Annotated in this window: 23 protein-coding genes and 2 tRNA genes; 19 read left to right on the forward strand and 6 right to left on the reverse strand. The window is 70.8% G+C overall.

Annotated features, from left to right (window positions below; translation table 11 throughout):
* The first annotated feature begins 53 nt into the window (after window positions 1-53).
* The 5 genes from serS (at window position 54) to JD276_RS10160 (ending at window position 4,010) form a co-directional block, all read left to right on the forward strand.
* Window positions 54-1,325 carry a serine--tRNA ligase gene (gene serS / locus JD276_RS10140; protein WP_200115540.1) on the forward strand — a complete coding sequence of 424 codons (1,272 nt, stop codon included), beginning with the start codon at window positions 54-56 and terminating at the stop codon, window positions 1,323-1,325.
* A 2-nt stretch (window positions 1,326-1,327) separates the two neighbouring features.
* Entirely contained in the window at window positions 1,328-2,164 is an 837-nt protein-coding gene (locus tag JD276_RS10145; RefSeq protein WP_200115541.1) for an HAD family hydrolase, read from the forward strand.
* Window positions 2,165-2,307: 143 nt separating this feature from the next.
* Window positions 2,308-2,398, forward strand: a tRNA-Ser gene (locus JD276_RS10150).
* Between the two features lie 196 nt (window positions 2,399-2,594).
* Complete coding sequence (locus JD276_RS10155; RefSeq protein ID WP_233615588.1) at window positions 2,595-3,854, forward strand: LCP family protein; 1,260 nt, start codon at window positions 2,595-2,597, stop codon at window positions 3,852-3,854.
* Window positions 3,855-3,921: 67 nt separating this feature from the next.
* Window positions 3,922-4,010 (forward strand) — tRNA-Ser (locus JD276_RS10160).
* 105 nt (window positions 4,011-4,115) lie between these two features.
* On the opposite strand, the gene JD276_RS10165 is transcribed toward JD276_RS10160, so the two are convergent.
* Window positions 4,116-5,333 (reverse strand): pyridoxal phosphate-dependent aminotransferase, encoded by a 1,218-nt coding sequence (locus JD276_RS10165; RefSeq protein ID WP_200115543.1) that lies wholly within the window; start codon window positions 5,331-5,333, stop codon window positions 4,116-4,118.
* 236 nt (window positions 5,334-5,569) lie between these two features.
* On the opposite strand from JD276_RS10165, the gene JD276_RS10170 reads away from it, so the two are divergent.
* Window positions 5,570-5,956, forward strand: a complete 387-nt coding sequence (locus JD276_RS10170) for a TIGR02611 family protein (protein WP_233615589.1) — start codon at window positions 5,570-5,572, stop codon at window positions 5,954-5,956.
* Between the two features lie 81 nt (window positions 5,957-6,037).
* On the opposite strand, the gene JD276_RS10175 is transcribed toward JD276_RS10170, so the two are convergent.
* The 3 genes from JD276_RS10175 to upp all read right to left on the reverse strand — a co-directional run bounded on the left by JD276_RS10175 (window position 6,038) and on the right by upp (window position 8,408).
* Window positions 6,038-6,547 (reverse strand): magnetosome magnetite crystal formation protein family, encoded by a 510-nt coding sequence (locus tag JD276_RS10175; RefSeq protein ID WP_200115544.1) that lies wholly within the window; start codon window positions 6,545-6,547, stop codon window positions 6,038-6,040.
* Between the two features lie 144 nt (window positions 6,548-6,691).
* On the reverse strand, window positions 6,692-7,420 hold the full coding sequence (locus JD276_RS10180; RefSeq protein ID WP_200115545.1) for a winged helix-turn-helix domain-containing protein: 729 nt from the start codon (window positions 7,418-7,420) through the stop codon (window positions 6,692-6,694).
* Between the two features lie 352 nt (window positions 7,421-7,772).
* The gene (gene upp / locus JD276_RS10185) at window positions 7,773-8,408 is read right to left on the reverse strand and encodes a uracil phosphoribosyltransferase (RefSeq protein ID WP_200115546.1); all 636 of its coding nucleotides are present in this window, start codon (window positions 8,406-8,408) and stop codon (window positions 7,773-7,775) included.
* A gap of 69 nt (window positions 8,409-8,477) precedes the next feature.
* Here upp and JD276_RS10190 point away from each other — a divergent pair, with 69 nt between their 5' ends.
* The gene (locus JD276_RS10190) at window positions 8,478-8,912 is read left to right on the forward strand and encodes a nucleoside deaminase (protein ID WP_200115646.1); all 435 of its coding nucleotides are present in this window, start codon (window positions 8,478-8,480) and stop codon (window positions 8,910-8,912) included.
* 24 nt (window positions 8,913-8,936) lie between these two features.
* On the opposite strand, the gene JD276_RS10195 is transcribed toward JD276_RS10190, so the two are convergent.
* Both JD276_RS10195 and JD276_RS10200 read right to left on the reverse strand, forming a co-directional pair.
* Complete coding sequence (locus JD276_RS10195; RefSeq protein ID WP_200115547.1) at window positions 8,937-9,659, reverse strand: sulfite exporter TauE/SafE family protein; 723 nt, start codon at window positions 9,657-9,659, stop codon at window positions 8,937-8,939.
* A gap of 9 nt (window positions 9,660-9,668) precedes the next feature.
* Window positions 9,669-10,532: an aldolase gene (locus tag JD276_RS10200; RefSeq protein ID WP_307866531.1), complete on the reverse strand. Its 864-nt coding sequence runs from the start codon at window positions 10,530-10,532 to the stop codon at window positions 9,669-9,671.
* Window positions 10,533-10,608: 76 nt separating this feature from the next.
* On the opposite strand from JD276_RS10200, the gene JD276_RS10205 reads away from it, so the two are divergent.
* Genes JD276_RS10205 through JD276_RS16340 form a run of 12 tightly spaced genes read left to right on the forward strand, consistent with a single transcriptional unit; the run spans window position 10,609 to window position 22,667 of the window.
* Window positions 10,609-11,400, forward strand: coding sequence for a DeoR/GlpR family DNA-binding transcription regulator (locus JD276_RS10205; RefSeq protein ID WP_200115548.1), 792 nt, complete (start codon window positions 10,609-10,611; stop codon window positions 11,398-11,400).
* A 50-nt stretch (window positions 11,401-11,450) separates the two neighbouring features.
* Window positions 11,451-12,629 (forward strand): mandelate racemase/muconate lactonizing enzyme family protein, encoded by a 1,179-nt coding sequence (locus tag JD276_RS10210; RefSeq protein WP_200115549.1) that lies wholly within the window; start codon window positions 11,451-11,453, stop codon window positions 12,627-12,629.
* Entirely contained in the window at window positions 12,626-14,065 is a 1,440-nt protein-coding gene (locus tag JD276_RS10215) for an aldehyde dehydrogenase family protein (protein WP_200115550.1), read from the forward strand. Before JD276_RS10210 ends, JD276_RS10215 begins: the two co-directional genes overlap by 4 nt.
* Window position 14,066: 1 nt before the next feature.
* The gene (locus JD276_RS10220; protein ID WP_200115551.1) at window positions 14,067-15,158 is read left to right on the forward strand and encodes a 6-phosphofructokinase; all 1,092 of its coding nucleotides are present in this window, start codon (window positions 14,067-14,069) and stop codon (window positions 15,156-15,158) included.
* A gap of 51 nt (window positions 15,159-15,209) precedes the next feature.
* Window positions 15,210-16,523, forward strand: a complete 1,314-nt coding sequence (locus tag JD276_RS10225; protein WP_200115552.1) for an ABC transporter substrate-binding protein — start codon at window positions 15,210-15,212, stop codon at window positions 16,521-16,523.
* Between the two features lie 13 nt (window positions 16,524-16,536).
* Window positions 16,537-17,475 carry a carbohydrate ABC transporter permease gene (locus tag JD276_RS10230; protein ID WP_200115553.1) on the forward strand — a complete coding sequence of 313 codons (939 nt, stop codon included), beginning with the start codon at window positions 16,537-16,539 and terminating at the stop codon, window positions 17,473-17,475.
* Window positions 17,465-18,301, forward strand: coding sequence for a carbohydrate ABC transporter permease (locus JD276_RS10235; protein ID WP_200115554.1), 837 nt, complete (start codon window positions 17,465-17,467; stop codon window positions 18,299-18,301). The genes JD276_RS10230 and JD276_RS10235 overlap by 11 nt, the downstream gene beginning before the upstream one ends.
* Window positions 18,298-19,302: an alcohol dehydrogenase catalytic domain-containing protein gene (locus JD276_RS10240; protein WP_200115555.1), complete on the forward strand. Its 1,005-nt coding sequence runs from the start codon at window positions 18,298-18,300 to the stop codon at window positions 19,300-19,302. Before JD276_RS10235 ends, JD276_RS10240 begins: the two co-directional genes overlap by 4 nt.
* Window positions 19,299-20,189 (forward strand): 2-deoxy-5-keto-D-gluconate 6-phosphate aldolase domain-containing protein, encoded by an 891-nt coding sequence (locus JD276_RS10245; RefSeq protein ID WP_200115556.1) that lies wholly within the window; start codon window positions 19,299-19,301, stop codon window positions 20,187-20,189. Before JD276_RS10240 ends, JD276_RS10245 begins: the two co-directional genes overlap by 4 nt.
* Before the next feature lie 9 nt (window positions 20,190-20,198).
* Window positions 20,199-20,885 (forward strand): GntR family transcriptional regulator, encoded by a 687-nt coding sequence (locus tag JD276_RS10250; RefSeq protein WP_200115557.1) that lies wholly within the window; start codon window positions 20,199-20,201, stop codon window positions 20,883-20,885.
* On the forward strand, window positions 20,827-21,897 hold the full coding sequence (locus JD276_RS10255; protein ID WP_200115558.1) for an alcohol dehydrogenase catalytic domain-containing protein: 1,071 nt from the start codon (window positions 20,827-20,829) through the stop codon (window positions 21,895-21,897). The genes JD276_RS10250 and JD276_RS10255 overlap by 59 nt, the downstream gene beginning before the upstream one ends.
* A complete protein-coding gene (locus JD276_RS16340) occupies window positions 21,894-22,667 on the forward strand; it encodes a sulfite exporter TauE/SafE family protein (RefSeq protein WP_200115559.1) in 774 nt (257 codons plus the stop codon). The genes JD276_RS10255 and JD276_RS16340 overlap by 4 nt, the downstream gene beginning before the upstream one ends.
* Window positions 22,668-22,688 lie beyond the last annotated feature (21 nt).

A 22,688-nucleotide genomic window follows, 5' to 3' on the forward strand; every position in this document is an offset into this window, starting at 1 on the left:
GCATCGGTGGCGCCCTGGCGACCCGAAGGGGCGTCGCGGCTAGACTTGCCGGTGTGATAGATCCCGTTCTGCTCCGCACCGACCCCGAGGCCGTCAAGCGTTCGCAGCGCGCACGAGGCAACGACGAGGCGGTGGTGGATCAGGCGCTCGCCGCCGACGAGGCGCGCCGAGCCGCGCTCGCCGAGTTCGAGAGCCTGCGCGCCGAGCAGAACCAGTTCGGCAAGCAGGTGAAGGCCGCCTCGAAGGAGGAGAAGCCGGCGCTCATCTCGCAGGCGCAGGCGCTCGCCGCCCGCGTGAAGGACGCCGAGGCCCGCGCCAAGGAGGCCGAGGCGCTCTTCGGAGAGATCGCGATGCGGGTCGAGAACATCGTCATCGACGGGGTGCCCGCGGGCGGGGAGGAGAACTTCGTCACGCTGCGCGAGGTCGGCGAGATCCCGGGCTTCGACTTCGAGCCGCGCGACCACCTCGAGCTCGGCGAGCTGCTCGGCGCGATCGACATGGAGCGCGGCGCCAAGGTCTCGGGCGCCCGGTTCTACTTCCTGCGCGGCGTCGGGGCGCGGCTCGAGCTCGCGCTCATGAACATGGCCCTCGACCGGGCGCTCGCGAACGGCTTCACCCCGCTCATCACGCCCACGCTGGTGCGCCCCGAGGTGATGCGGGGAACGGGCTTCCTCGGCGACCATGCGAGCGAGGTCTACCACCTGCCCGAGGACGACCTCTTCCTGACCGGCACGAGCGAGGTCGCCCTCGCCGGCTACCACGCCGACGAGATCCTCGACCTGGCGGAGGGTCCGCTGCGCTACGCCGGCTGGTCGACCTGCTACCGGCGCGAGGCCGGCTCTCACGGCAAGGACACCCGCGGAATCCTGCGCGTGCATCAGTTCAACAAGCTCGAGATGTTCGTCTACGCCGATCCCGCTGAGGCGGAGGCGGAGCACGACCGCCTGGTCGCGTGGCAGGAGGAGATGCTGCAGTCGCTCGGTCTCGGCTACCGCGTGATCGACGTCGCGGCGGGCGATCTCGGCTCGAGCGCCGCGCGCAAGTTCGACATCGAGGCCTGGGTGCCGACGCAGGGCACGTACCGCGAGCTGACCTCGACGTCGAACTGCACCACGTACCAGGCGCGCCGGCTGGCGACCCGCTTCCGCACCGAGAGCGGCAAGACGGCCCCCGTCGCGACGCTCAACGGCACACTCGCGACCACGCGCTGGATCGTGGCGATCCTCGAGACGCACCAGCGCGCCGACGGCAGCGTGACGGTGCCCGAGGCGCTGCGCCCCTACCTCGGCGGCCTCGAGGTGCTCGAGCCGCTCGGCAGGGCGTGAGCATGGCGGCCACGCGAGTCGCGCAGGCGGATCGGCACATCGTCGCCCTCGACCTCGACGGCACGGTGCTGTTCCACGACAGCACCTTCGAACCCGAGCTCGGAGCCGCGATCCGCGCCCTGCACGAGGCCGGCCACGAGGTCGTCGTCTCGACCGGGCGCTCGGTCGACGCCACGCTCCCCGTGGTCGAGCAGCTGCGGATCCGACCGGAGTGGGTGATCTGCTCCAACGGCGCGGTGACGCTGAGACGCGATCCCCTCGCCGAGCGCTCCTACCGCCGCGAGTACGTCGAGGCGTTCGACGCGACCGACGTGCTGCAGCGCATCCGATCGCACCTCGTCACGGCCCGCTTCGCCGTCGAGGTGACGGACGGCACCTTCCTCTACACCGAGCCGATCCCGGCGGGCACGCTGCCCGCGGCGCAGCGACAGGTCTCGTTCGACGAGCTGCTCGGCGTCCAGGCGACCCGCGTCGTGGTGGTCTCGCCCGACCATCACCTCGAGGACTTCCTCCAGGTGGTCGAGTCGATGGGGCTCGTGAACGTGGCGTACGCAGTCGGGTGGACAGCGTGGCTCGACATCGCCCCCGAGGGCGTGAACAAGGCGAGCGCGCTCGAGGTGGTCGCGGCCCGGCTCGGGATCGACCGCTCCAGGGTCTTCGCGGCGGGCGACGGGCAGAACGACATCGACATGCTGCGGTGGGTGGCCCGGCACGGCGACGCGGTCGCGATGGGGCAGGCGACGGCCGAGGTGAAGGCGGTCGCCTCCCGCGTCACCGGCACCGTCGAGGAGATCGGCCTGCTCGCCGCGCTGCGGGACCGCTTCGCCGGGCTCCTGTAACCGGCGTCGGTCACGCCGGGTGCGCGCTCCGGCTCCTCGGGGGAGCGTGCCCGAAACCGGCCTCTGGAACTCGCTCCCCGAGCGGGGATACTCCGTGCCTCTCCGGGCCGCGTCCGGTAAAGCCGTGTTGTAGGCTCGTCTGCGGAGGGTTGTCCGAGCGGCCGAAGGAACTTGTCTTGAAAACAAGCAGGCGGTAACCCCGTCTCAGGGGTTCAAATCCCCTACCCTCCGCCACGAATGCCCGGTCAGATCCTGTTTCTGGCCGGGCATGCAGGTGTCGTCGGGTCGTCTGCGATCGTGCGCGGCACCGCTCCAAGGGCGCTTCCAGCGGCTTCGGGTACATTCGTTCAGGTATTCGTGGGCCCGACCTCGGGCCCGCCACGTGAACGGGGACGGAATGGCGCGTAGACACAGCGAAGAGGTGGACCGCATGGCGAGCGCTCGCCACGGCAGGCTTCGCCGCTCGAGCGGCTGGTTGAACGCCGGCCGCGTGCTGCTCACGGCCGTGCTCGTCATGGCGCTCAGCGGCGCCTCCGTGGTCGCGTACGCGGCGTGGGGGCTGTGGTCCGACGTGAAGACCGTCGACCTGAACCCCGACACCCCCGATGCGGTCGGCGCCGGCTCGGAGGCCGTGGACGGGCCGCTCACGATCCTCCTCGTGGGCTCGGACTCGCGCGAGGGTCAGAGCCTCGACGACGGCGAGACCGGCGAGCTCAACGACGTGAACCTGCTGCTGCACGTCTCCGCGGACCATCAGAACGCGACCGTCATCAGCTTCCCCCGCGACCTCATGCTGCCGATCCCGAGCTGCCCCGGCCCGAACGGGGAACCCGACTACTTCCCGGCGATGAGCGAGCAGCAGCTCAACTCCACCCTCAGCGAGGGCGGCCTGCCTTGCGTGGCGCGCACCCTGCAGGAGCTCACGGGCCTCGATATCCCGTATGCGGGCCTCATCACGTTCGACGGCGTCATCGCCATGTCCAATGCGATCGGCGGCGTCGACGTGTGCCTCACCCAGCCGATCGAGGATCCGATGACCGGCCTGTCGCTGCCCGCCGGCGACAACACCCTCGTCGGGGGCGATGCGCTGCAGTTCCTGCGCACCCGCTACGGCGTCGGCAACGGCGGCGACACGAGCCGCATCAGCAACCAGCAGGTGTTCATGTCGAGCATGGTGCGCCAGCTGAGGAGCGCGGACACGCTCGGCAACCCGGCGAAGGTGTACTCGCTCGCGAAGGCCGGCGTCGAGAACATGACCCTCTCGAGCAACATGGCGGACGTATCGTTCATGCAGCGGGTGGCCAGCACGGTGAAGGACATCGACCTCGAGCGCATCAACTTCGTGCAGTACCCCACGCAGACGCACCCCTACCAGGCCGGCCGGCTCACCCCCGACAGCGAGGCGGGCGACCTCCTGATGGAGATCATCGCGAGCGGACAGGCCTTCGAGGTCACCGCGACGGGCGAGGGCGTGCAGGCCGAGGGGCAGGATCCGGCGGCCCCGCCGACCGAGGGTGAGACGCCGCCCACCGAGGGCGAGACCCCTCCGACCGAGGGGGAGGCGCCCCCGACCGAGGGCGAGACGCCTCCGACCGAGGGGGCGAGCGACGGCCCGGTGCAGCTGCCGCCTGGCGTCACTGGCCAGAGCGCGGCGAACCAGACGTGCTCCGCGGGCAGGACGGTCTTCTAGTCTGATAGTCGTCGGAGAACTCGGCACCGATTTCGTGAGCCGAGTATCGTCGCGTAGGATGTTCTACGGAGATATGCCGGAGCGGCCGAACGGACTTCACTGCTAATGAAGGGTCGGGCTACAACTCGACCGGGGGTTCAAATCCCCCTATCTCCGCCGAAAGAGCCGGGTCCCGCGATGCGGGGCCCGGCTCTTCTCCGTGTACGGGGTCCGGGCGGAGCGGCCCCGTACACGGAGAGACCCCGCCGCGAGGCGCTCGAGTCAGGAGGTGCGCAGCGCGTGCAGTCGCTCGACGGCGGTGCGGAGCGTCGCCTCGTCCTTGACGAAGGTGAACCGCACCCAGGGCGCGAGCGCCCGGGCCGTCGCGGAACCCTCGGCGCAGAACGCCGAGAGTGGGACGCAGGCGACGCCCGCGAGCTCGGGCAGAGCGCGGGCGAAGGCGGCGCCGTCCGGCATCTCGGACGTGAGGAACGGCGTCGCATCGGCGCACACGAAGTACGTGCCCCCCGGCACGTTCACCTCGAACCCCGCCTCGCGCAGACCGGCCACGAGCAGATCGCGGCGCCGTGCGAGGGAGTCCCGCAGCTCGTCGACGTCGGCCCGCCCCTCGGTGAGCGCGCGGGCGACGGCGGGCTGGAACGGCGCGCCCCCGGAGTAGGTGAGGAACTGCTTGATCGCGATCACCGCCTCGATGAGCGCGGCGGGGCCCGAGACCCAACCGATCTTCCAGCCGGTCAGCGAGAAGGTCTTGCCCGCCGAGGAGATCGTGAGCGTGCGCTCGGCCATGCCCGGCAGCGTGGCGAGGGGCGTGTGGCTCAGGCCGTCGAAGGTGAGGTGCTCGTACACCTCGTCGGTGACGACCACGGCGTCGACCTCGACCGCCGCCTCGGCGATGAGCCGCAGCTCCTCGGCGGAGAGCACCGTACCCGTCGGGTTGTGCGGGGTGTTCACCAGGATGAGGCGCGTGCGGGGGCCGACGGCCGCCCGCAGGGCCTCGGGATCGAGCCGGAACCCGTCGGCGGTCGGCGCGAGCGGCACGGTGACGTGCTCGGCGCCGGCCATCGCGATGCACGCGGCGTGCGAGTCGTAGAAGGGCTCGAGTGTGACCACCTCATCGCCGGGCCCGGCGAGCGCGAGGATGCTCGCCGCGAGCGCCTCGGTGGCGCCCGCCGTGACGAGCACCTCGGTCTCCGGGTCGAGGTCGATGCCGTAGCGGCTGCGCTGATGCTCCGCGATCGCTGTGCGAAGGGGCAGGATCCCGCGCCCGGGCGGGTACTGGTTGGCGCCGCCCCGGATCGCCTCGACGGCGAGCTCCCTGATCCACTCGGGCCCGTCGGCGTCGGGGAACCCCTGGCCGAGGTTCGCGGCCTCGTATCGCGCCGCGAGCGCCGACATCTCGGCGAAGATCGTGGGGCGGGTGGATCCATCGGGGGCGGTGAGACCGGTCGCCTGCGCGACGGCGCGCCATCGAGAAGTCATGGCCTCAAGTCTAGGGCGATCCCCCTCCGCTCAGCGGGCTACTCGCCTTCCCGCCCCCTTCCGCAGGCTCCTCGCGTCCCCCAGCGGTGGATCTGCCGTCGGAGGAACCGAGATCGGGGATTCGAATCCTCGGAAGGCACATACACCGCAGGGGCGGTGGAGCGGGCAAGAGAGGCGCACCGACGAAGGTCGCACGCCGCGAGGGAACAGTCAGGCGCGCTGTCTACGATCGGAGCATGACAGATCCCTCCGCCGACGACCTGGCGCGGGCGAACCGCATCGGTCGCCCCATCGGGCGCTTCATGGCCCGCTGGCGGAGGATGATCCGGCGCCGCCCCTGGCTGAACACCGTGTACCGGATCATCATCACGGTGCTCGGGCTGCTCGTCGTGGTGCTGGGGCTCATCCTGGTGCCCCTGCCCGGCCCGGGCTGGCTGATCGTGTTCCTCGGACTCACGATCCTGGGGTCCGAGTTCCACTGGGCCAGGCGGGTCACGAGCTGGCTGCGGATGGTGCTCGCCCGTTTCTGGACCTGGTGGCGGGAGCGTCGGGCACGCAGGCGCGCCAGGCAGGACGCCGGGGACCGAGAGGACGGCCGGTACCGCCGGGGCGAGAGCGGATAGCGAAGAGCCGACAGCGAGAACGGGGCCTGAGCAACTGCTCAGACCCCGTTTCGCGGTGGCGCTACTCGGTGAGCGGCGGCGCTACTTGATGAAGGGGATGTTGAGGATGAACTCCGGCCCCCGACCCGCCCGGTAGGCCGCGGGGGCCTTCGCCGCTGCGATGATGTGGAAGACGAACAGCACGATGGCCGCGATACCGCCGAGGAGGCCGAGGATCCATCCGAGGACGGGGATCGGCGTGAGGATCAGCAGCACGATGTAGAGGCCGGTGCGTACGAGCGAGAAGTTGAGGTTCTCGCGGTGGAACGCCGTCGCCAGCCCGTTGCCCTTCTCCTTCTCGATGAGGAAGAAGATCAGCGCCGGGATCCACGTGAAGAACACCGAGAGCCAGTAGTTCAGGGTGATGTTGCTCACGGGGTCGGCCGCCGGGTACTGCGGCTGGGGCGCCTGGTAACCCGGGGCCGGCTGCTGGTAGCCGGGGGCGGACTGCTGGTAGGCGCCCGCCGGAGGGGCCTCGTATCCGCCGGCGCCGGGAGGCACCTGTCCGGGGTGCTGACCGTCGCCGTTGGCATCAGGGGGCAGCGTGCTCATGAGAGTCTCCTTCGCGTCTGTTGAGCCCAAATTACCCCAGCCAGGGGCAGGTGGGGAAGCGGTGCGACCGCTTCTCCGCAGCGAGTCTATACAGGGGAGCGGTCCGAACGGAGGGCCCGCGCCCCGCAGGCGGGGAGCGGAGGCCTAGAAGAGATCGGGGCTCGGGGTCTGCGAGTGCAGGATCGCGACGTCGGCGTGGCGGTCGAAGCGGTAGCCCGTGCCGCGCACCGTGCGCACGATGTCCTGGTACTGGGCGAGCTTCACGCGCAGGCGGCGCACGTGCACGTCGATCGTGCGCTCGTTCGGCGCCTCGCCCTCGGTGGACCCGCTCCACAGCGAGGTGAGCAGCTCCTCGCGGCTCACGGTGCGGCCCTCGCGCAGCACGAGGTACTGCAGCAGCTCGAACTCGCGGAAGGTCAGCGCCGCGGAGACGTTGTCGAGCAGCACGCGCTTGCGGGAGAGGTCGATCGTCACGCCGCTCTTCGCGCGGTCCTGATCGGGAGTCGTGTCCTGCCTCTGGCGCGCGTGGGCCGCGGGATCGCCAAGCGCGAGCCGCACCACGTCGACGTCGCGGCCGCCCGCGCCCTCGGGGGCGAGGGCCACGGCGGCGTAGGTCTCGGAGGCGGGGGCGAGCTGCGCGACCAGATCCTTGATCTGGGCCACGATCTCGCCGAGCTTCGGGTCGCCCTCGGCGATCTTGTCGTCGGCGAGCCCCACGTAGAGGGCGAAGCCGCGAACCTCGGTGCCCTCGGGCACGCGACGCTCGGGGGCGCTCTGCTGCGGGAGCTCGGCGGCGAGGTCGGGGCGGGCGGCGCGCAGGGCGTCGGTGCTCGCGGCGGGGTTCTCGGTGCGGGGGAAGGCGGTGGTGGTCATGATGATGCTGTCCTTGTGCTGGTTCGCCGCGCGCAGAGGCGGCGGGTGCGGCTCGGGCCGCGGGTGCGTGAGGCGAACGGTCCGAATCGACCGTTCGGGGAGCCTGTCCGCCGGGAGCGGCGGGTGGCACCGGCGCGCAGAAGGGACTCTGCCTGAAGCGCCGGGAGGGTGCGGACTACCTGGTTCGGGTGCTCGCTACGCGCACATTCGACAGCGCATGACATCGTTGCCGGCCATCATCATGCCGGTCTGCCCAAAGTTCACCTCGAAGGCGGACTGGGTACGATGGATGTCACTCATGAGGGACAGTTAATAGAAGATTTCGTCGTGTGTCAAGCCGGAATTCGGCGGCTCAGTCGGCCGTGCCGTAGAGGCGGTCGCCCGCGTCCCCGAGCCCCGGCACGATGTAGGCCTGGTCGTTCAGGCCCTCGTCGAGAGCGCCGAGCACGAGGGTGACGTTCCGATCTCCCGCGGCGGCGCGGATCGCCTCGACGCCCTCGGGGGTGCCGAGCACGCAGATCGCGGTGATGTCGTCGGCGCCGCGATCGAAGAGGAACTCGATGGCCGCCGCGAGCGAGCCGCCGGTCGCGAGCATCGGATCCAGCACGAAGCACTGGCGCCCGGCGAGCGAGTCGGGCAGCCGCTCGGCGTAGGTCGTGGGCTGCAGGGTCTGCTCGTCGCGCACCATGCCGAGGAAGCCGACCTCGGCGGTCGGCACGAGCTTGACCATGCCCTCGAGCATGCCGAGGCCCGCCCGCAGGATCGGGACGATCAGCGGCAGGGGCTCGCTGAGCCGCACGCCCGTGGTCCTCGTGACGGGGGTCTCGATCTCGACCGCCTCGACGCGGACCTCGCGGGTCGCCTCGTAGGCGAGAAGCGTCATGAGCTCCTCGATGAGCAGCCGGAACGTCGGCTGCGAGGTCTTCGCGTCGCGCAGAACCGTCAGCTTGTGGGTGATCAGGGGGTGATCCGCAACGAAGACTCGCATGGTCACTAGTCTATTGCCGTGACGACGACCCAGCCCACGATCCCGCCCGCGCCGGAGGAGCTCCGCGCGATGGGGCTCGCGCTCGCCGAGGCGTGCCGCGCGGCGGATGCGGGGGAGATCCCGGTGGGCGCGGTGGTGCTGGGGCCTACGGGCGAGGTGATCGGCGCGGGTCGCAATGAGCGCGAGGCCCGGCCGGATCCGACGGCCCACGCCGAGGTCGTCGCGATCCGCGGGGCCGCCGAGGCGCTGGGCGACCGCTTCCTCGACGGCTGCACGCTCGTCGTCACGCTCGAGCCGTGCGCGATGTGCGCGGGGGTGATCCTCGCCGCGCGCGTGCCCCGGGTCGTGTTCGGCGCCTGGGACGAGAAGGCGGGCGCGGCGGGCAGCGTCTACGACCTGCTGCGCGACGGGCGGCTCCCGCACCCGGTGCCGGAGGTCGTCGGCGGAGTGCGGGCCGACGAGTGCGCCGCGCTGCTGCGGGACTTCTTCGAGGACCGGCGCTGAGTCGCCGGGCGGGGCCGGCGCCGCTCAGGCGAGCAGCGCGATGACGCCGCGGGCCGTGGCGGCAGCGGATCCGAGCAGCGCCAGAGCCAGCGCGAGCACCTGCGCTCTCCGCGCCGGGATGCGCCCCTGGAGCAGGGAACCGATCGCGAGGCCGGCCGCGATGCACCCGAGGGAGCCGAGGAGGAGCGGGAGCGGGACGGCCATCTGGGGCTTGGCGGCGACGGAGAGGAGGTTGGTCGCGAGGCCGACCGCCTGCACCGTCGGGATGAACACCTGCATCGGCATGGCGGCGGCGACCCCGTAGAGGGCGAGCGCGGGCCCTCCCACGCCGGCGGTCACGTTGCTGAAGCCCGAGAGCGCGCCGGCGGAGATCGTGCCCAGCCGTCCTGCGAAGATGCGCGTCGAGCGCCGGAGAAGCGCGAGCAGCACGGCCAGGCCGGTCAGCGAGCCGACGACGATGAGCAGGATCTCGGGCGGGAGGGAGTGCACCACGAGAGCGCCCAGGGGAAGCCCGACGGCGATCCCCGCGAGGAGTGTGCCGACGGCTCGCCAATCGGCGTTCCTGAACGTCCGGGCGAGCACCAGCGCCGCGATCACCGCCGAGAGGATGTTGGCGAGCGCGATGCCGTTGAAAGGGTCGAGGACGAGGACGAGCAGGGGCCCGGACACCAGGGTGAATCCGAGCCCCGTCACGCGTTGCAGCGCCGCCCCGACCGTGACGAACAGCAGGGCGAACAGCCAGGTCATGGCCCGGGATCAGGCCGAGACGGCGTCGTCGACCACCCGGGCGAGGCGCTGGAGGCGTGCGACCGAGACGTCCTTGAGCTCCTGCTCGATCGATGCGGCGCCGAGCACGGAGGCCCAGACCGCCCGCCCCGCGAGGAAGCCCGAGGCGCCGGCGGTGCAGGCGATGCGCACGGCCTCGGGGAACCGTTCGGCGTCGACGCCCGAGGAGAGCACGACCCACGGGCCGTCGATGCTGTCGGTCAGCGCCCGCGAGGCCTCGGAGATCTCGGAGTCCGTCGCCCGTCCCTTGAAGGGGACCTCCGCCTTGTAGACATCGGCGCCGAGGCCGCCGAGCTCCCGGGCTGCGGCGAGCACGCCCGCCTCGGTGTCGCAGGGCGCCCCGTCCCACCGCCCGCGCGAGACCGGTTCGATGATCGAGACGAGGTCGAGCGAGCGGCACGTCTCGACGAAGGATCGGACCTCGTCGATGCGCTCCTGCGGATCCCGGTCCTCTCGCCAGAGCACCAGGAGCTTGAGCGCCTTCGCCCCCTGCTCCTTCATCCGCGCGTAGTCGAGCGTCGTGTCGAACTCGGCGGTGCGCACGAACTCCCCGTTGCCGGGAGTGAATCGGTCGGCTGCCGCAATGGCGGCGCAGCCCGGGGCGATCGCGCCCTGATCGACGATCGCGTCCCAGCCGAACTCCTGGTCGACGAGCACCGCCGAGGCGAAGGGGGTGAGGATCTGCGCGGCCCGCACCTTGAAGTCGGTGAGGTCCGCATCGGCGATGGCGGTGCCCCGTGCGGTGGCCATCATGTCGCGGAGCGCCTCGCGCTGGTCGACGGCGAGCATGGCGTATCCGCCGGAGGGGCGGGTGAGTGCGGAAAGATCGGACACGGAGCTCCCTGAGTATTTGTTAGAAATCGAACATTCTGCGTCGAACTCTACCCATCGGGCGGATAGGATGCAAGACGTGGATCGGGAATCTGAATCGCTCCGTCACGGCGGCGCCGAACGGCGGAGAATCCTGATACTCGAACGTCTCTACCGCGTGGGGCACGTGTCGGTCAGGGGGCTGAGCGATGAGTTCGCGGTGACCGACATGACCATCCGCCGCGACCTCAGGCGGCTGGCCGACGAGGGGGAGCTGGAGCTCGTGCACGGCGGCGCGCGGCTGGTCGCCGGGCGGCAGGGGCCGATCGACTTCGCCGGGCGGCGGCAGAGCAACCCCGCGGCGAAGCAGCGCGTCGCCGAGGCGGCGAAGCGGATCGTTCCACTCAAGAGCGTGCTCGGGGTCGACGCGGGAACCACGACCCACGCGTGCGTGCTCGAGATCGCCGCGGAGTTCACCGGGTGCATCGTGACGCACTCGATCCCCGTGCTGGCGAGCATGCTGGAGCGGCCCGAGTCGAGGGTGATCGGCGTCGGGGGCGATCTGCTGCACGAGAACCAGGCGATGGTGGGGCCCGACTCCATCGCGGCCCTGCGGGATCTGCGCATCGACGTCCTGCTGCTCGGGGCCAGCGCGGTCGACGGCGACGGCATCTACGTGCACGGCTCGGTCGAGCTCGCGACGAAGCGCGCGCTCATCGACGCCTCGGAGGAGGTCGTGCTCGTCGTCGACTCGTCGAAGGCGCAGGCCAGCGGAGCGGTGCGCGTGTGCGACCTGCGGCGGATCTCGACGATCGTCACCGACGCGCCGTGGGAGGCCGGACTCGCCGCCGTCATCGAGGCCCAGGGCGTCGAGTTCGTGCTCCCCCGCTGAATCGGAATGCTCCTTGACCCGATCCCGCCTGTCGTGTCAAACTGCATGCAATGTTTGAAAACAATCAAAATTCGGCGTCGCTGCCGAGCGTCGCGTTCCCGGCATCCCGCATCGCCGCGGTGAGGTGCCGGGTGTACCGCGCACCCATCTCGCAGGGGGTGGCGATGTCGTTCGCCCCCCTCTCGCACCGCGTCATGTTCCTGGTGGAGCTGTCGTTCGCAGACGGGTCGACCGGCCTCGCCGAGTCCTGGGTCAACTTCCCGGTGTGGGGCTGGCGCGAGCGCGTCGCCACGGTGCTCGAGGGCGTCGCGCCGCTGCTCGTCGGCAGGACGTTCTCCGACACGGCCGAGGTCCGCGAGCTGCTGCTGTCGGCGCTGACCCCCGTGGGGCGGCAGGCCGGCGCCATCGGCCCGGTCTTCCAGACGATCAGCGCGATCGACCAGATCCTCTGGCTGCGCGCGGCCGAGGCGCGCGGCGTGCCGCTCGCCGCGCTCATCGCCGACTCGCCGCGCGGTCGCATCCCGGCCTACGGATCGAGTCTCGGCCCGGACGACGTCGCGGAGAGCGCCGAGCGCTGCCTCGCCCTCGGCCTGCGTGCGGCGAAGGTGAAGCTGGGGTTCGGCGAGGAGCGGGACCGCGAGAACCTCCGCACGGCGAGACGGGTGCTCGGAGACGACTACACCCTGCTGGCGGACGCCAACCAGGGGTGGGATCTCGAGGAGGCGGTGCGCATGGCGAAGCGTCTCGAGGAGTTCGACCTCGGCTGGATGGAGGAGCCGATCCGGGGCGACGCTCCGCGCGACCTCGAGGAGTTCGCCGCGCGCACGGGGATCCCCGTCGCCACGGGGGAGAACCTCTACGGCGCCGACTCCTTCCTGCCCTACCTCTCCGCCGAGGGCGTGACGGTGCTGCAGCCGGACGTCGGCAAGGTCGGGGGCGTGAGCGACTACCTGGGCGTCGTGGCGGCCGCGAGGGGCTCGTCGGCGCTCGTCGCGCCGCACCAGTACAACGGCGCCTACTCGACGGCGGTATCCCTGCAGCTCGCGGCCGCGAACCCCACGACGCCGTGGCTCGAGTGGGACATCCGGCAGAACCCGGTCCGCGAGCCCGTCGACCACCTCCTCGGCCCCGACGGCTTCGTCACCGTTCCCGACGGTCCCGGTATCGGCCTGCACATCGATCTCGAGCCACTCGCCCCCCATCTCGTAGACATCAAGGAGACAGCATGACCACGCGCATGTCCGGCGTCCGCATCGACGGCACCGCCCACGAACAGGCGGGGAACCGCACGATCAGGACCGTCACGAGCCCCATCGACGGCGCGGCCGTCGGAGAGGTGGTGCGGGGCACGTCGGAGGACGCGGCGGCGGCGCTCGACAGCGCCGAGCGGGCCTTCCCGTCATGGTCGGCGACCTCCGCGGAGGAGCGCGCCGTCGCGCTCCGCGGCATCGCGCGGGAGCTGCGCGCCGAGGCCGAATCGGGGGCGGCGGACGGCTGGGCCTGGTTGCTCAGCACCGAGACCGGCAAGCGGCTCGGCGAGGCGCAGGGCGAGCTCAACTTCTCGGCCCTGTACTTCGAGACGTTCGCACGCCTCGTGCTCGAGCAGGAGGCCGAGCAGTTCTCGGCCGTGCCCGGGATCTCGCATCGTGTCGCCCCGGTCGCGATGGGCGTCGTCGCGGCGCTCACTCCGTGGAACTTCCCCGTGTCGATTCCGGCGCGGAAGATCGCCGCCGCGCTCGCCGCCGGCTGCACCGTGGTCTTCCGCTCGTCCGAGATCGGTGCGCTCTCGTCGCTGCGCCTGATCGAGATCGTCGAGAGATTCGTGCCCTCCGGAGTGGTGAACACGGTGCTGGGCGCGCCAGCGGATGTCGTGGATCCCTGGCTCGAGCGCGCGGACTGCGTGTCCTTCACGGGCTCGACCCGGGTCGGACGGATCCTCAACGAGCAGATCGCCGGGCGCTTCCTGCCCGCCGTGATGGAACTCGGCGGGAACGGCTCGCTGGTGGTGCTCGACGACGCCGATGTCGCCCGGACCGTCGACACGCTGATGATCGCGAAGTTCAGGAACAACGGCCAGTCCTGCATCGCGGCCAACAACGTGCTCGTGCCGAAGCGGTTGGAGTCGGATTTCAGGGACGCACTGCGGGAGGCGGTGGAGGGCCTCGTCGTCGGCGATCCGCGCGAGGCGGGAACGGGCCTCGGTCCGCTGGCCCCGGCCGGGGACGGCCCGCGCGTCTCGGCGCTCGTCGAGGCCGCCGTGGCGGCAGGGGGCGAACGGCTCCTCGACGAGCGCGAGGTGCCGGCCGGCGGGCACTACGCCGCTCCCCAGTTCGTCTTCGGAGCCCCTGCGGGATCGGACCTCGTCGCGCACGAGGTGTTCGGCCCCGCAGCCGGGGTCGTGGCCTATGACGACGTCGAGGACGCCATTGCGCTGCAGCGCAGTTCCGGCTACGGCCTCGCGAGCTACGTGTGCGGCGGCGACGAGGAGCGCGCCGGCGCCGTCGCCGCGCGCTTCCGGGCGGGGATCGTCGGCATCAACACCGGCACCCCGAACTACCCCGGCGGTCCCTTCGGCGGCGTCGGGCTCTCCGGGCTGGGCTACGAGGGAGGGCGACTGGGCCTCGAAGCGCACCAGCACTTCCGGATGACGGCGATGGCGGTGTGAGATGGCGCTCGTCCTCGCCCAGACCGGGGCTCCTACCGCGGTCGTGAACCGCAGCGTCCGCGGGTTCCTCACGGGAGCGCGTGAGCGGCGCGTGCTGCTGGGGCACGGCGGCCCGGATGCGCTCGTCACGGGAACGCTCGTGCCGGAGCTCCCGCACGACGGCGATCTCGACGCCGCGGGGTCGTATCTCGGAAGCGGGCGCCGGGCGATCGCCTCCGCCGACCTCGACCGCATCGTCGATCGCCTCGCCGAGCACGGCGCGACGGGCCTCTCGCTCATCGGCGGCAACGGGACGATGGCGTTCCTGCACGCGATCGACGAGCGGGCGTCGCTCCGCGGATACGGTCTGCGCGTGGTCGGGATCCCGAAGACGATCGACAACGATCTCGAGGGGATCGACCACTCTCCCGGCTTCGCATCGGCGGCGCGGTATCTCGCCAGCACCGTCACCGACATGGTCCGCGACCACGTCGCGATGGCCGGGATCGAGAAGGTCAGGATCGTGGAGACCATGGGGCGGGACACGGGCTGGCTCGGTCTCGCTGCGAGCTACCACCTGCACGACCCGCGGTACGCCGCCGACCTCGTGCTCATCCCCGAGCGCGCCTTCTCGCTCGACGCGTTCATCGCCGACGTCTCCGCGCGCCTCTCGGAGCGCGGGCGGGCGTTCGTCGTCGTGAGCGAGGGCGTGGCCCCCGAGCTCACGGACTCGCCGGTGAAATCTCAGAACCACACCCGGCTCATCCAGGGCGGCGTCTCCCGGGTGCTCGCCCGAGAGGTGAGCGAGCGCCTGGGGGTGACGGCCCGGGGCGAGGTGATCGGCACGGCCCAGCGCTGCAGCTCGGCGCTGGTGAGCGAGCGGGATCAGCGCGAGGCGGAGGAGCTGGGGCGCATCGCGGCGCGCTGGCTGGGAGACCCGGCCGGGCCCAGCGGGGTCATGGCTTCGCTCACGTCGGAGGGCGCGCCGCGGGCGGTGCCGCTCCGGGAGGTCGCTGGCCGCGTCCGCCACGTCCCCGAGCGGTGGAGGCGATCGGATCCACGATCCCTCGACGGGTTCCAGGAGTGGCTGACGCCGCTCGTCGAACTCGTCTGAGGCTCCGCGCCGCCAATTCACTACAACGCAGAAATCGATCAAGGAGGAACGATGATGAGAACATCTCGGAAGGCCGGTGCGGGCGGCGTGGCCGCGGCGCTGGCGGGTCTGCTGGCGCTGACGGCGTGCGGCTCGCCGGGCGGAGGATCCGGGGGCGGGGCCGAGTCGGGCACCGTCAACGTCGTGCTGTCGAACCACCCGTGGCAGCGGGGCATCGAGCCGCTGGTCGCGGACTTCGAGGAGGAGACCGGCATCAAGGTGAACGTGCAGACCTTCGCCGAGCAGCAGGCCCGCGACCGGATCCTGCTGAATCTGCAGTCGAAGAGCGATGCGACCGACGTGTACATGACGCTCCCGTCGCGCGAGGGGCCGCAGTTCTCGAACGCCGGCTACTACGAGCCGCTCGACGAGTACCTCGACGGTGCGCCGAGCGAGTACGCGGCCGACGACTTCTCGCCCTCGGCCATCGCCGGGATGCAGAGCGTCGACGAGGAGACCATCGCCGTGCCCCTGAACATCGAGGGCCCGGTGCTCTTCTACCGGACCGACGTGTTCGAGGATCTCGGCATCGAGGTTCCCACGACCATCGAGGAGGTGATCGAGGCCGCGGAGAAGATCGAGGCGGCCGGCGAGATCACCCCGATCACGCTGCGGGGAGCGGCAGCGGCCGTCGCGTTCGACTTCGGCCCCTTCCTGCACGGCGAGGGCGTCGAGTGGACGAAGCCCGACGGCACCGCGAACTTCGACGACCCCGGAGCCGTCAAGGCGATCGACGAGTACGCGACGCTCGCCCGCGAGTACGGGCCCGACGGGGTAATCAACTACAGCTTCACCGAGTCGTCGAACCTCTTCGCGCAGGGCCAGGTGGCGATGTCGCTGGAGTCGAGCAACGAGCTGAACTCGCTCATCGACCCCGACAACAGCACGGTGGTCGATCACGTGGGCGTCGCCAAGATGCCCGCCGGATCCGTCGAGGCGGCCCCCACGGCCCTCTCGTGGGGCCTCGCGATGTCGCCGTTCTCGAAGAACAAGGATGCCGCCTGGGAGTTCATGCAGTGGGCGACCTCGCCCGAGGTGCAGCTGCAGCTGACCGAGGCCGACATCGCCCCGCCGCGGGATTCGGTGGCGAGCGACCCGAGCTACCTCGAGAGCCTCAGCACGCCCGCGCAGCAGCAGTGGCTCGAGGCCGTGGCCGACATCCAGGCGAACGGCCACACCGAGGTCGGCCCGGTGGGCACCAAGGCCCCGGCGATGCGCGAGGTCATCGGCAACGCGATCGGCAAGGCGATCCTCGGAGAGGCGACGGCCGAGGAGGCCGCAGCCGAGATCCAGGACGGCCTGAACGATCTGCTCGATCAGCAGTAGCAGAGGCGCGACCATGTCCGATTCGACGACGCGCGCCATCGCGCTTGCCGACACGTCGGGACGCGGGCGACGGGGGAGAAACATCGACCCCGTCGCCCGGGGCACGTTCCCGTTCCTCGTCCCGGCGCTCATCGTGACGGCCCTCCTGGTGCTGTTCCCGGTGCTCTACACGGTCTGGCTCTCCCTGACGCAGCAGGACATCGCGGGCAACAACCAGGGCTTCGTGGGCTTCGAGAACTTCGCGGCGATGTTCCAGAACCCCGAGTTCTGGAACTCCCTGCGGGTCACGATCTTCCTCTTCGTCCTCTGCCTCTTCGTCGAGACGGTGCTGGGGCTCGCGCTCGGGTACCTCCTCAGCCGCGACGTGCCGGGGCGCGCGATCTTCCAGGGCATGCTCCTCATCCCCGCGATCACCGCCTCGGTCGCCGTCGCCCTGGTGTGGCTGCTCATCTTCGACCCGGCTCTGGGGGCCGCGAACCAGATCCTCGAGGCCATCGGGCTCGATCCGGTCGTCTGGCTCGGAAGCCGCGAGATGGCGCCCTGGTCGATCGCGATCGTCGACATCTGGCAGTGGACGCCCTTCATGGCGCTCATCATCTCGGCGGGCATCCGGTCGCTTCCCACCGACCCGTTCGAGGCCGCCGCGATCGACGGGGCCGGCCCGATCAAGCAGGCGCTCTACGTGGGGCTGCCGCTCCTCCGCTCGGTCCTCCTGGTCGCGATGCTCCTGCGCACCGTCGACCTGGTGAGATTCTTCGACACCGTCTACATCATGACCCAGGGCGGGCCCGTGAACGCGACGAACACCCTCAACGTCTACGGGTACCGAGCCGCGTTCATCGATCAGGATCCGAGCTACGCCGCTGCGCTGCAGCTGAGCCTGCTCGTCCTGGTGATCCTCATCGCGGCCATCTTCACCATCGTCCGAAAGCGAGTTCCCAATGCCGAGTAGAGCTGCGCAGCGGCGGCGCTCATACGCCCTGACGTACCTCGGGTACGTCATCGCCGCGCTCATCTTCTTCGTTCCGGTGCTCTTCATGCTCTGGTCGGCCTTCCGCCAGAACGTCGACATCACCGGAAGCATCTTCAACGTCTTCACTCCGCTGACGTTCGAGAACTTCACGACGCTGTTCGAGCGCTTCGACTTCATCTACTACGTCCGCAACAGCTTCATCATCGCCGGCGGATCGACGGTGCTCGCGCTGCTGCTCGGCGTGCCGGCGGCCTACGTGATCGTGCGGAGGGACCTGCCCTCGGTGGGCTTCCTGACGCTGCTCGCGCGCATGGCGCCCGGCGTGCTGTTCGTCGTGCCGCTGTTCGTGATGTCGATCAACATCGGCGCCCCCTCGAACGACTTCCTGAACTTCGCGCTGCTCATCGCGGCCCACCTCATCATCACCCTGCCGCTGTGCATCTGGCTGCTGGTGCCCTTCTTCGAGGAGATCCCGAAGAGCCTCGAGGAGGCGGCGATGATCGACGGGTGCAGCCCGGGTCGCCGGTTCATGCAGGTGGTGCTCCCGCTCGTGACGCCCGGCATCTCGGTGGCGATCACGCTGAGCTTCATCTTCTCGTGGAACTACTTCCTGTTCGCCCTCGCCCTCGCGAACTCCAACACGATGCCGCTCCCGGTCATCGCGTTCAACTTCATCGGGCAGGGCTCGAGCGACTACGGCGGGCTGATGGCCGCGAGCACGCTCATCTCCCTGCCCGCCATCATCCTGACGATCGTCGCCCAGCGGTGGCTCGTCCGGGGCCTCACGGGAGGGGCGGTCAAGTGACGGACACGATCGTGAATCGGAGCGCACGGTTCGAGGGGCAGGGCCGGATCTCGTTCGCGGAGGCGCCCATGGGGCACCTGCGCGAGGGATGGGTCAGGCTGCGCGTCGACGTCTGCGCGCTCTGCGGCTCCGACAAGCGCCTGCTCGAGAGCGGCAGCGACGTCGTCCCCGGGCACGAGGTGGTCGGCACGATCGTCGAATCGCGCTCGGACGAGCACCCCGAGGGCGGCAGGGTCGTCGTCTACATCCCCGTGAGCTGCGGGGAGTGCAAGGCCTGCCGCGCGAACCAGAACAACCGCTGCTACCGGCTCGAGGGCCTGATGGGCTGGCAGTTCGACGGCGGCTTCGCCGACTACATGGACGTGCCCCGGCAGTGCGTGCTGCCGGTGCCGGACGACATCCCGGCGGACGTCGCGGTGCTCGCGCTCGACACCTTCGGCACCGCGGCGCACGCGCTCCGACTGGGGGCGCTCACGCAGCCGGAGGGCATCCAGGCGCTACTCGTGGTGGGCTGCGGCCCGCTCGGCCTGGGCGTCGTCGCCGTCGCGCTGGCGATGGGGATCCCCGAGGTGCACGCCTGGGATCCGATCGAGAGCAGGCTCGCGCTCGCGGAGCGCCTCGGCGCGACGCGGGCCGAGGATCTCGAGTCGATCAACCGGTATCAGGTCGTCGCCGAGGTGAGCGGTGCGAAGCCCGCGCGCGATCTTGCGCAGAACCTCGTCGAGCCCGGGGGCGCGATCCTCGCGCTCGGGGAGTCGAACGAGCCGTACACGATGCCCGCGACGCCGCGCTGGCGCCGCACCGACTGCTTCACGGTGCGCTCGTTCTACTTCCCGATCTCCGAGGTCCCGCAGAACTGGGATCTGCTGCGGAGCCACGGAGCCCTGCTCCGCGACACGATCATGTCGGCCACGGCCCTGTCCGACCTGCCCGACACCTTCCAGCGTTTCCTCGACGGGGAATACGTGAAGCCCTACATCACCTCCGAGGAGAGCTCATGACCACCGACAACCTGTTCATTCTCGCCGTCGACCAGCGCCCCTGGCTGCTGAACGCGCTCTTCGGCCACGCCGGGGAGGCGTCCCCCGACGAACGCAGCCTGACGACCGAGGCCAAGCACCTGGTGCTCGACGGGCTCCTGCGGGCCGTCGCCGAATCCGTGCCGCGCGGCGGTGCGATCCTCGTGGATCCCGAACTCGGCCCCGGGGTACCGGAGCGGGCCAAGGCTCGCGGAGTCCGCCTCGCGCTCCCCATCGAGCGCGCGGGCCTGCGCGTGTACGAGACGGAGCCGAAGGATCTCGGCGGGTACCTCCGGCACTACGCGCCGGAGTTCTCGAAGGTGCTCGTGCGCTACAACCCCGCGGACGACCCGGAGGAGCGCGCCCTGCAGCGCAGCCGTCTCGCGGAGGCGTCGCACGTCTCCCGGCAGGCCGGGACCCGGTTCCTCTTCGAGCTCCTCGTCCCCCCGACCGCGGAGCAGCTCGCGGAGGTCGACGGCGACGAGGAGCGCTTCGACCACGAGCTCCGCCCGGAGCTCACGCGTCAGGCCATGCGGGAGATCCTCGAGGAGGTCGGCGTGGACCTCTGGAAGCTCGAGCACCAGGGCGACTTGGAGTCCTCGCGCCGGACCGTCGAGCTCGCCCGGCAGCACGGCGGAGAGTGCATCATCCTCGGGGCCGGCGCCGATGAGGAGACGGTCCGCCGGTGGCTCGCGATCGCTGCCGAGGCGGGATACTCGGGATTCGCCATCGGGCGTAGTATCTGGTGGAAGTCGGTGCAGCAGCTCGTCGCCGACCCCGCAGACGATGACGTCCGGACTGCTGCCTGCGCAGCGATCGCCCGAACCTACACTGAGTTCGCGGAGGCGTTCGTCGACGCGCAGAGCTAGGAGGGATGCATGAGCGTGGATTGGGAACCTCCCGTGCGAGTCGGGACGAGCGTCTACGAGGAGCTGCGCGCCAGGATCCTCACCGGCGAGCTCTCGTCGGGGGCGCGACTCACGGTCCCCGCCATCGCGAAGCAGCTCAACGTCAGCCGGAGCCCCGTGCGCGACGCGGTGCTGCAGCTCGTGCGGGAGGGACTCGCGATCGAGGAGTTCAACCGGGGCGCGACCGTGTTCATCCCCTCCCGGGCCTCGCTCGTGAGCCTCTACCACGCCCGAGAGGCGCTCGAGGGGATGGCCGCGCGCCTCGCGGCGGCGCGGACGACGCCGGAGGCGGTCTCCGAGCTGTCGCTCATCCTCGACGAGCACGAGGCGATCGATCCCGGCGACTTCGCCCGCCACATCGACCTCGACGCGCGGTTCCACCGGCGGGTGCGGGATCTCGCGGGGAGCCCGGTGCTGTCGAGGATGCTCGAGGAGATCCAGGGACAGGTCATCGTCGCCATGCGATCCACGAACCTCAGCGGGGGAGTCGGCAGGGCGACCGCCGAGCACCGAGCGATCCTGGAAGCGCTCGTGCAGCAGGATCCGGACGCCGCCGAGCGGGTGGCCCGGGCACACATCGTCAGACTCAGGAGGATCCTTGAAGGACCGGAACAGGAAGCGGGGGACCCGCCTCTCCCTCAGGCATCGGCGGGCTGACGGGCTCGCGCTGGGCGAGGAGCCCGTCCCGGAGCTGGAGCCCCACGAGGCTCGAGTGCGGGTGCTCGCGGTCGGGCTCTGCGGAACCGACGCGCACATCCTGGCGGGGCAGTTCCCCTCCGAGGACGGCATCGTCCTCGGGCACGAGGTCTGCGGCGTCGTCACCGAACTCGGCTCCGAGGAGCGGTCTCCGCTGAGCGTCGGCGATCTCGTCGCGCTCGAGCCGCACCGGTACTGCGCGGAATGCTCCTTCTGCCGCATCGGCAAGGAGCATCTCTGCGTCGAGAAGCGCGGCTACGGCGTGCGACTCGACGGAGGGATGACGACCGACATGGTGGTGCCCAGACGCGTGCTGTACCGGGTCCCGGACGGCATCGATCCCCTCATCGGCGCGATGGCCGAGCCGCTCGCCTGCTGCCTCCACGCGATGGACCGCCTCTCGCCCGTATCGGGGGAGTCGATCCTCGTCGCGGGGTGCGGGCCCGCCGGCGCGATGCTGGTGGCCCTGGCGCGCAGCCACGGGCTCGCGCCGATCGTGGTGCTCGAACCCTCGGAGGAGCGGCGCCGGCTCGCCCTCGACATGGGCGCCGACGCCGCATTCCATCCCGACGAGCTCCACGGCGAGGCCGTCGCCGGGCTCGCCGACGGCGAGGGCTTCCGATACGTCGTCGACGCCGTCGGCCGCGGAAGCATCGCCCGTGATCTGCTCGGCGTCGCGAAGAAGGGCGGCACGCTCCTCATCTTCGGGGTCGCGGACCGCGAAGACCGCTTCGCGCTCTCGCCGCGGGACGTGTTCGAGCGGGAGCTGACGATCGTGGGCTCGGTCATCAACCCCTACACGCACGGCAGGTCGGTGGCGCTGCTCGAACGGCTGCCTCTCGAGCGCATCCCCGCGCGCGTCTTCCCCCTCGAGGCGTACGAGCAGGCGTTCGCGGCTCAGCGGGAGGGACGGGAGAAGATCTACATCTCGCCCCACCCCGAGGCGCTCGCCGAATCCCGTTCCCGCCCGTGAGCGGCGCCGTCAGGCCCGGCCTGCTCCCGCTCGCCCTGCTGGGCGCGGTCACGGGGCTGCTCTCGGGGGTGTTCGGCATCGGCGGGGGAGTCGTCCTCGTCCCGGCGCTCGTCGCGCTGCTCCGCTACGAGCAGCGCGTCGCCGCGGGAACCTCGGTGGCCGCGATCCTGCCCGCCGCGGCCATCGGGGGTGCCGGGTACGCCGTGCAGGGCAACGTCGACTGGATCGCGGCCCTCGCCCTCGCCGGAGGCGCGGTGGTCGGCGCTCAGCTCGGCAGCTATCTGCTCTCCCGGGCCCCCACCGCTCTCCTCCGCTGGATGTTCATGGTCTTCCTCGCGGCCGTGGTCGTGGGGCTCTGGTTCGCGATCCCTCAGCGCGACGCCACGATCGAGCTCGACGCGCTCACGATCTCGATGCTCGTGCTCACCGGCCTCGTCACCGGCGTGCTCTCCGGCCTCCTCGGCGTGGGCGGCGGGGTCGTCGTGGTGCCGATCCTCATGTTCTTCTTCGGCGCGAGCGACCTGGTCGCGAAGGGCACCTCACTCATCATGCTCGTCCCCGGGTCGCTGTCGGGAACGATCGGCAACGCTCGCAGACGGAACGTGGATCTGCGCGCAGCGCTCGTCCTGGGCGTCTCGGCGAGCATCCTCTCACCGCTCGGCTCGGTGATCGCGGCGCACCTGCCGCCGCTCTGGTCGAACATCGCGTTCTCGCTGCTGCTCGCCGGCATCCTGGCGCAGATGCTCCTGCGGACCCTCCGGAGGCGGTGAGCGCCGATGAGCGACGGTGAG

Source organism: Leucobacter chromiisoli (assembly GCF_016522505.1).
In the GTDB taxonomy this organism is placed as follows: Bacteria; Actinomycetota; Actinomycetes; order Actinomycetales; family Microbacteriaceae; genus Leucobacter; species Leucobacter chromiisoli.

Coding starts and splice junctions, on each gene's coding strand:
- JD276_RS10145 (WP_200115541.1), top strand. CDS start 1,328: ATGGCGGCCACGCGAGTCGCGCAGGCGGATCGGCACATCGTCGCCCTC.
- JD276_RS10155 (WP_233615588.1), top strand. CDS start 2,595: ATGGCGAGCGCTCGCCACGGCAGGCTTCGCCGCTCGAGCGGCTGGTTG.
- JD276_RS10165 (WP_200115543.1), bottom strand. CDS start 5,333: ATGACTTCTCGATGGCGCGCCGTCGCGCAGGCGACCGGTCTCACCGCC.
- JD276_RS10170 (WP_233615589.1), top strand. CDS start 5,570: ATGACAGATCCCTCCGCCGACGACCTGGCGCGGGCGAACCGCATCGGT.
- JD276_RS10175 (WP_200115544.1), bottom strand. CDS start 6,547: ATGAGCACGCTGCCCCCTGATGCCAACGGCGACGGTCAGCACCCCGGA.
- JD276_RS10180 (WP_200115545.1), bottom strand. CDS start 7,420: ATGACCACCACCGCCTTCCCCCGCACCGAGAACCCCGCCGCGAGCACC.
- upp (WP_200115546.1), bottom strand. CDS start 8,408: ATGCGAGTCTTCGTTGCGGATCACCCCCTGATCACCCACAAGCTGACG.
- JD276_RS10190 (WP_200115646.1), top strand. CDS start 8,478: ATGGGGCTCGCGCTCGCCGAGGCGTGCCGCGCGGCGGATGCGGGGGAG.
- JD276_RS10195 (WP_200115547.1), bottom strand. CDS start 9,659: ATGACCTGGCTGTTCGCCCTGCTGTTCGTCACGGTCGGGGCGGCGCTG.
- JD276_RS10210 (WP_200115549.1), top strand. CDS start 11,451: ATGTTTGAAAACAATCAAAATTCGGCGTCGCTGCCGAGCGTCGCGTTC.
- JD276_RS10215 (WP_200115550.1), top strand. CDS start 12,626: ATGACCACGCGCATGTCCGGCGTCCGCATCGACGGCACCGCCCACGAA.
- JD276_RS10220 (WP_200115551.1), top strand. CDS start 14,067: ATGGCGCTCGTCCTCGCCCAGACCGGGGCTCCTACCGCGGTCGTGAAC.
- JD276_RS10225 (WP_200115552.1), top strand. CDS start 15,210: ATGATGAGAACATCTCGGAAGGCCGGTGCGGGCGGCGTGGCCGCGGCG.
- JD276_RS10230 (WP_200115553.1), top strand. CDS start 16,537: ATGTCCGATTCGACGACGCGCGCCATCGCGCTTGCCGACACGTCGGGA.
- JD276_RS10235 (WP_200115554.1), top strand. CDS start 17,465: ATGCCGAGTAGAGCTGCGCAGCGGCGGCGCTCATACGCCCTGACGTAC.
- JD276_RS10245 (WP_200115556.1), top strand. CDS start 19,299: ATGACCACCGACAACCTGTTCATTCTCGCCGTCGACCAGCGCCCCTGG.
- JD276_RS10250 (WP_200115557.1), top strand. CDS start 20,199: ATGAGCGTGGATTGGGAACCTCCCGTGCGAGTCGGGACGAGCGTCTAC.